This is a genomic window from Schleiferilactobacillus shenzhenensis LY-73, assembly GCF_000469325.1.
GTDB lineage: Bacteria > Bacillota > Bacilli > Lactobacillales > Lactobacillaceae > Schleiferilactobacillus > Schleiferilactobacillus shenzhenensis.
This window is the reverse complement of the sequence record NZ_KI271583.1, coordinates 119,932-126,547: the sequence shown is the minus strand read 5'-3', so window position 1 is coordinate 126,547 and position 6,616 is coordinate 119,932. Positions and strand designations below refer to the sequence as shown.

Here is a 6,616-nt window from a genome sequence, read left to right as displayed (position 1 = left end):
TCAAGTTGTGCCCATGGCGTTCCACGCCCAGCCAGCCGGAGGGCCCAAATCGCCGGGCCACGCCAACTTTTCTCCCTGAACGGCACACAAAAACCGCCGCTGCGCTGGTAGCGACGGTCCTTTTTTCAATCTAACAGTAACAAGTCCCAACGGGAAATAAACAGCTGGCTGTCCAGGGCGACCCATTGCCGGCCCTGGTCGTCAGCCATCAGACCGGTCGTGGAGATCATCGTCCCCGACGGAATCGTCTTGTACGCCTGCCCGAACCGCGGGAACTGAAAGAGCGACACCGCGTTCTGTGTGTGGTTCACGACTTCGGCGCGATGCCTGAACGGTGTCAGCTCCGGCGGCTGCATCGGCAACGGCCGGCCGAGCAGCGTCATCTGGGACGTCCGCTTCACCCAGATACCGCCGCCCAGATCGTACCACTGCGCCCGGCTGAACCGGTCGACCACCGCCCGGTAAACGGGCCAGGTGGAGCCGCCGGGCAAAGCCGTGGGCAGGGCTTCCCGGGCCAATGGATCAGCAAATGGCCGGACGGCCGTATTCATCCGCATCAGCAGCTGCTTGTCCACTGGCAGACGCATCAGCTGCAGCGTGTCATAGACATACTGGGCCGACTTGCTCTTCGTCCCGAAGACCCCGGCATCCGTGGGCGGGGCTTGGATGATGGGGAAAGGATTGCCAGACAACGGGTGCAGGTGATACGTGGCATTCAGGTCGCCCGAGACATACTGGGGCGGCACAATCAGATTACCTTCAGCGTTTTTATGGTACACCACCACGGGGGCCGCCTTCTGGGCCATATAAATCATCCGGATGCCGCCCGGGACGGGTTGGAAAACTTCCGCGTAATTTTCTACCCGGACCAGCTTGTATCCGCGAATCACCCGCCAGGGCAAATCAATATGGCTGTGGGCCGGCCCCGTCACTTGGGTGTCCGCCAGCAGCCGCTCGCCGAGAACTGATAAATAACGGACCACAATACGCACCGGGGCGACACTTAACGGTGACTCTCGGCGCGCCGGTACCCGGCCGTGTTCTTCGACTTGGGTCACCGCTGCTGATTCCTCCTCGTTACGACATTTGCACTGCGCTCAGACGATCTCCGTCCGCCGCATATCCATCGGGATCGAGACCTCGGCCAGATGATGCCCGCGGACCAGATCCACTTCGCTCTGTTTCGCCTTGCACAGTTTATCTAAGACATAGTCGATTTCTGCATCCAAAATGTTGCGCCGCTCGTTGGTCAGTAATATTTCCTGATGCGTCGGTGCCTGGGTATACACGACTGTCGTCGGTCCCAGTGAATACACCTTAACAAACTGAGCATCGGTCGCTGACAACTGCTGCGCCACCAGATGGGAATAACTATTGGTGATATCAATGAGACGCATGCTTTTCCACCCCTATCTATGAACACCTTCCACTAACCCATTATAGAAGAAAAACCGGGCCGGGGGAACCATGAAAGCGTGAACGCTTTCCGCCGAAACCAAGCTGTTCTGCTTTCTGCCATAACGGTTGGCGTATAATTCAGCATACACCAAAAAACGGTGCTTGAGAACAGAAACGGCCATCCCCCAGCCGGTTGGCTGAGTGATGGCCGTGTGCTTCATTGACTGCTGTTATTGCTTCGCAGAATCCGACTTGCTGGCGACTGCGGCATCGCTCGTGGCGGCACTGATCGTAATCTCGCCGTCGCTCATACGCGCCTCCAGCTCCTTGGCATCCGGATGAGCCAAGTAGTAGTCGGCGACCTTGTCCTCGATCTGCTCCTGGATGACCCGCCGTAACGGCCGGGCCCCCATGGCGGGATCGTAACCGAGGTCCACCAGCTTCTCCTTCACCGGTTCGGTGACGTGGATGTGCAGCCCTTGGTCGGCGATCATGCTGTTCGTATCGGCGATCATCAGGGAGACGATCTTCATCAGGTCCGGCTTGGTCAGGGAGTTGAACTCGATGATGCCGTCGAAGCGGTTCAGGAACTCCGGCTGGAAGTAATCCTTCAAGGACCCTAAGACAGAGTGGGTCTTCCCGGATACTTCGGCACCGAAGCCGACGTTGGCTTCCTGGTTGGCTTGGCCAGCGTTGGACGTCATGATAATGATGGTGTCCTTGAAGCTGACCGTCCGGCCTTGGCTGTCGGTCAAGCGGCCGTCATCCAAGATTTGCAGGAACATATGCATGACGTCCGGGTGGGCCTTCTCGATTTCGTCCAGCAGGATCAAGCTGTACGGATGACGCCGTACCTGCTCGGTCAGCTGGCCGGCCTCTTCGTAACCAACATAGCCCGGAGGTGAACCGATCAGTTTAGAAACGCTGAACTTTTCCATGTACTCCGACATGTCAAACCGAATCATCGCGTCCTCAGAACCGAAGAGCTGCTTCGCCAATTGCTTGGCCAGCTCGGTCTTGCCGACACCGGTGGGACCAACGAACAGGAACGACCCGATCGGCCGCCCGGACTTGTTGAAGCCGACCCGGTTGCGGCGAATCGCCCGGGCTACGTCTTCGACCGCTTTGTTCTGGCCGATGATGTGCTTCTCCAGTTCCGGTGCCAGGTTGACCAGCTGATGCTGCTCCTGGTCCTTGATTTGGCCGACAGGGATGCCGGTCTTTTCTTCCACGATCTGCTCCATGTCCTTCTCGGTCACGGTCGGCTCATTCTTCGGGTCGACGGTGTCCTTCTTCTTCATGTCGGTGAGCTTATCGATCTGATCGCGGTAGTAAGCCGCCTTCTCGTAGTCTTCCTGCTTGAGGGCTGCCTGCTTCTCCTTCTCCGCCACATCGATCTTCTCCTGAATGGTCTCGGGATCGACCACCGTCAGGGTCAAGTTCTTGCGGGAACCGGACTCGTCCAGCAGGTCAATGGCCTTGTCGGGCAGGAACCGGTCTTGGATGTACCGATTGCTCAGTTCCGCAGCGGCTTTGATCGCCTCTGGTGTGTAATGAACATGGTGATAGTCCTCGTAGCGCTTCTGGATCCCTTGCAGGATCTTGATCGTCTCATCGACACTGGGTTCGTCGACTTGAATCGGCTGTAACCGCCGAGCCAGCGCGGAATCCTTCTCGATGGTCCGATACTCGTCACTGGTGGTCGCGCCCACCAGTTGGAGTTCGCCCCGGGCCAGCGCCGGCTTCAGGACGTTACCCGCATCCATGCCGCCTTCTGCGTTGCCCGCACCGACGATTTCGTGGATCTCGTCGATGAAGAGGATAATATCTTTATTTTTCTTCAATTCTTCCATTAATTGCGTCATCCGTTGTTCGAACTGGCCGCGGATCCCGGTGCCTTGCACCAGGGAGACCACGTCCAAGCGGACGACCCGCTTATTCTGAAGCTTAGCCGGCACGTCGCCGTCGACGATTTTTTGGGCTAAGCCCTCGACCACGGCGGTCTTGCCGACCCCGGCTTCACCAATCAGTACGGGATTGTTCTTCGTCCGGCGATTCAAGATCTCGATCACGCGGGCGATCTCTTTGTCCCGGCCAATGACCGGGTCGATCTTACCCTCCCGTGCTTCGGCGGTCAGATCGACCCCGAATTGACCGAGCAGACCGCCGCCATTACCGCGTCCGCCTCGGCCACCAGCTTGGGTCTGGGGACGCTGTTGCTGGAAGTTCTCGTTTGCTTGGTTTTGGGCGGCTGGATTCATGGCAGAAAAAATATCGTTTAAGCTGCTGAACCCGAAAGGATCATTCGGGACGGCGTCACGAGCGCCATTCTGCGCCTGGTTCTTGAGGAGCTGATAGCAGTTTTGGCAAAGATTGATCTCTTTGCGCTGACCGTTAACGCTGGCGTAGAGATGGATCGTGGCTTCATTCTTATGACAGTTGTCACACAGCATACGCTTGCCACCTTTCTGACTGGTCGGAACCTCTTTCCGACCTACGCTTATTATCATACAACTAGCACTCTCACGATGCAAGTGCTAACGCTTGGGGCAAATCGCCGATATTTCAAGGCTTTTTTAGGCACAGTGACCGCCGGCCGGTGCAGCTGGCCGCATTGGCCCACCCCGGCAACCGCCGACCCATTTGTGAGTTGCAGCGCATACGTGCCTATGCCAGAGGCGTATAATAGAAGGTGGATTTACGAGTGCAGAAAGGAGGCCGCTTCTCCATGCCCGATTACCAACAGGCGCTAGAACAGCTCGTAGCGGGGAAAATCGACGAGATTACGATCAAGCCGGAAAACTTCTTTGCCTTCCGAGCGGTCTGGACCGATTTTCCCCAGCGCAACGAGATCGTGGGCACTGCCGAGCGCGGCGGAACGATCACTTACCGGTTCAATGTAAGCGGTAAACACTAACGGCCATCGTGCTTTTTAACGGGCTTGAAGGTTGTATCACCATGTAAAAAATGGTACTCTGAAAGATGAAATGTAGGGCTTTCGCCGTGCCATTTCCCGACCACCTCACGTGGTTAATTAACTGATCAAAAGGAGATATGAATCATGGAAAAACGCGATTTTCACATCATTGCTGACACAGGTATCCACGCTCGTCCCGCTACTTTGCTGGTCCAAACGGCAAGCAAGTTTGACTCTGACATCAACTTGGAATACAAGGGCAAGTCTGTCAACCTGAAGTCGATCATGGGCGTTATGTCCCTGGGCGTTGGCCAAGGGGCAGATGTGACCATTTCTGCCGAAGGCGCGGATGAAAAGGATGCCATCGCTGCCGTAGCCGACACGATGAAGAAAGAAGGACTCGCTGAATAATGAGTAAGCACCTCAAAGGGATCGCCGCCAGTGACGGTATTGCCGTTGCTCCGGCCTACTTGTTAGTGGAACCGGACCTGTCCTTCGATAAGAAGACGATCAGCGATCCTGATGCAGAGGTCAGCCGCTTACAAGATGCACTGGATAAATCAACCGCAGAGCTTGAAGTTATTCGGGACAAGGCCAAGGAAACGTTAGGTGCCGACGAGGCGCAAGTCTTCGAAGCCCATATGATGATCTTGGCTGATCCTGATTTTATCGGTGCGATCAAGTCTAAGATCAAAGACGATAAAGTCAATGCAGAAGCGGCTATGTCAGCTGTATCAGATCAATTCATCGCCACGTTCGAAGCCATGACAGACAACAAGTACATGCAAGAACGTGCGGCCGATGTTCGGGATGTCACCAAGCGGGTGCTGGCGCACCTGCTCGGCGTCACCCTGCCCAACCCCGCCTTGATCGACCATGAAGTCGTTGTCGTTGCCCACGATCTGGCGCCGAGTGATACGGCCCAGTTGAATAAGCAATACGTCAAAGCCTTCGTGACCGATATCGGCGGGCGCACCGCCCACTCCGCGATCATGGCTCGTTCTCTGGAGATTCCCGCCATCGTTGGTGCGGAATCCGTGACGAAAGACATCAAGAATGGCGACACCGTCATTGCCGATGGCTTGACCGGTGACATTGTCATCGATCCGTCGCAGGACCAGATCAGCCAGTACCAAGACGCTGCGAAGAAATTTGCTGCCCAAAAGGCTGAGTGGGAGAAACTGAAGAGCCAGCCTTCTGTCACGGCAGACGGTAAGCAGTATACGGTAGCCGCCAACATCGGTACCCCGAAGGACATGAAGGCCGTTGTCGCTAATGGTGCCGAAGCCGTTGGTCTGTACCGGACAGAGTTCCTGTATATGGACTCCGACGAGATGCCCACTGAAGACGATCAGTTCGAAGCTTACAAGAGCGTTCTCCAGGACATGAACGGCAAGCCCGTCGTCGTGCGCACCATGGACATCGGCGGTGACAAGCATCTGCCCTACATGCCGTTGCCGCAGGAAATGAATCCGTTCTTGGGTTACCGGGCAATCCGTATCTCCTTGGATCGCCAAGACATCTTCCGCACCCAGCTGCGGGCGCTCATCCGGGCGTCAGCGTTCGGCAAACTGCGGATCATGTTCCCGATGGTCGCCACCCTGGATGAATTCCGCCAGGCCAAGAAGATCTTCTTGGAAGAAAAAGAGAAGCTGGTCAAAGCAGGCACCAAGGTTTCGGATGATATCCAAACGGGTATCATGATCGAGATTCCGGCCGCCGCTGTTCTGGCGGATCAATTCGCCAAGGAAGTCGATTTCTTCTCCATCGGTACCAACGACCTGATCCAGTACTCCATGGCCGCTGACCGAGGGAATGAGCACGTTTCTTACCTGTACCAGCCATACAACCCGTCCATTCTGCGCTTAGTCAAGCATACGATCGACTCCGCGCACAAGGAAGGCAAGTGGGCCGGCATGTGTGGGGAAGCCGCTGGCGACCCCATCATGGTCCCGCTGCTTCTCGGCATGGGATTGGACGAATACTCCATGTCCGCGACGAGTGTCCTGAAGGTCCGCAGCTTGATGAAGCGGTTGGACACGAAGGATATGAAGAAGCTGGCTGACAAAGCCATCAATGAGATGACATCCAATGCGGATGTTGCTGAGATGGTCAAGAAGGCCACGGGTCAGGAATAAGTTCTGATTCCATAGCGTTAAGAAAAGCACCGCGTCCTTTGTGGGCGGGGTGCTTTTTTGGTGCGCGATGAAATAACGTACGCGTTACCCGGGTGACTCCGGGCTGCGCGGATTTGGGCGGGCGACGCGGAGCTAGTGGTGGGCACGTGACAAAATTTACCCA

Annotated in this window: 6 protein-coding genes; 3 read left to right on the top strand and 3 right to left on the bottom strand. The window is 56.3% G+C overall.

Going from position 1 to position 6,616, the window contains the following annotated elements:
- Window positions 1-125: 125 nt before the first annotated feature.
- The 3 genes from L248_RS02685 to L248_RS02670 form a co-directional block, all read right to left on the bottom strand.
- Window positions 126-1,058 carry a MucBP domain-containing protein gene (locus tag L248_RS02685; protein WP_022528519.1) on the bottom strand — a complete coding sequence of 311 codons (933 nt, stop codon included), beginning with the start codon at window positions 1,056-1,058 and terminating at the stop codon, window positions 126-128.
- A gap of 39 nt (window positions 1,059-1,097) precedes the next feature.
- Entirely contained in the window at window positions 1,098-1,397 is a 300-nt protein-coding gene (locus L248_RS02680) for a DUF1827 family protein (RefSeq protein ID WP_022528518.1), read from the bottom strand.
- Window positions 1,398-1,628: 231 nt separating this feature from the next.
- Window positions 1,629-3,851, bottom strand: a complete 2,223-nt coding sequence (locus L248_RS02670; RefSeq protein ID WP_022528516.1) for an ATP-dependent Clp protease ATP-binding subunit — start codon at window positions 3,849-3,851, stop codon at window positions 1,629-1,631.
- A 275-nt stretch (window positions 3,852-4,126) separates the two neighbouring features.
- Between L248_RS02670 and L248_RS02665 the strand changes: the two genes are divergently transcribed.
- The 3 genes from L248_RS02665 to ptsP all read left to right on the top strand — a co-directional run bounded on the left by L248_RS02665 (window position 4,127) and on the right by ptsP (window position 6,453).
- The gene (locus L248_RS02665) at window positions 4,127-4,315 is read left to right on the top strand and encodes a hypothetical protein (RefSeq protein WP_040534516.1); all 189 of its coding nucleotides are present in this window, start codon (window positions 4,127-4,129) and stop codon (window positions 4,313-4,315) included.
- Window positions 4,316-4,459: 144 nt separating this feature from the next.
- Entirely contained in the window at window positions 4,460-4,726 is a 267-nt protein-coding gene (locus L248_RS02660) for a phosphocarrier protein HPr (RefSeq protein ID WP_040534514.1), read from the top strand.
- A complete protein-coding gene (gene ptsP / locus L248_RS02655; RefSeq protein ID WP_022528513.1) occupies window positions 4,726-6,453 on the top strand; it encodes a phosphoenolpyruvate--protein phosphotransferase in 1,728 nt (575 codons plus the stop codon). Before L248_RS02660 ends, ptsP begins: the two co-directional genes overlap by 1 nt.
- Window positions 6,454-6,616: the final 163 nt, after the last annotated feature.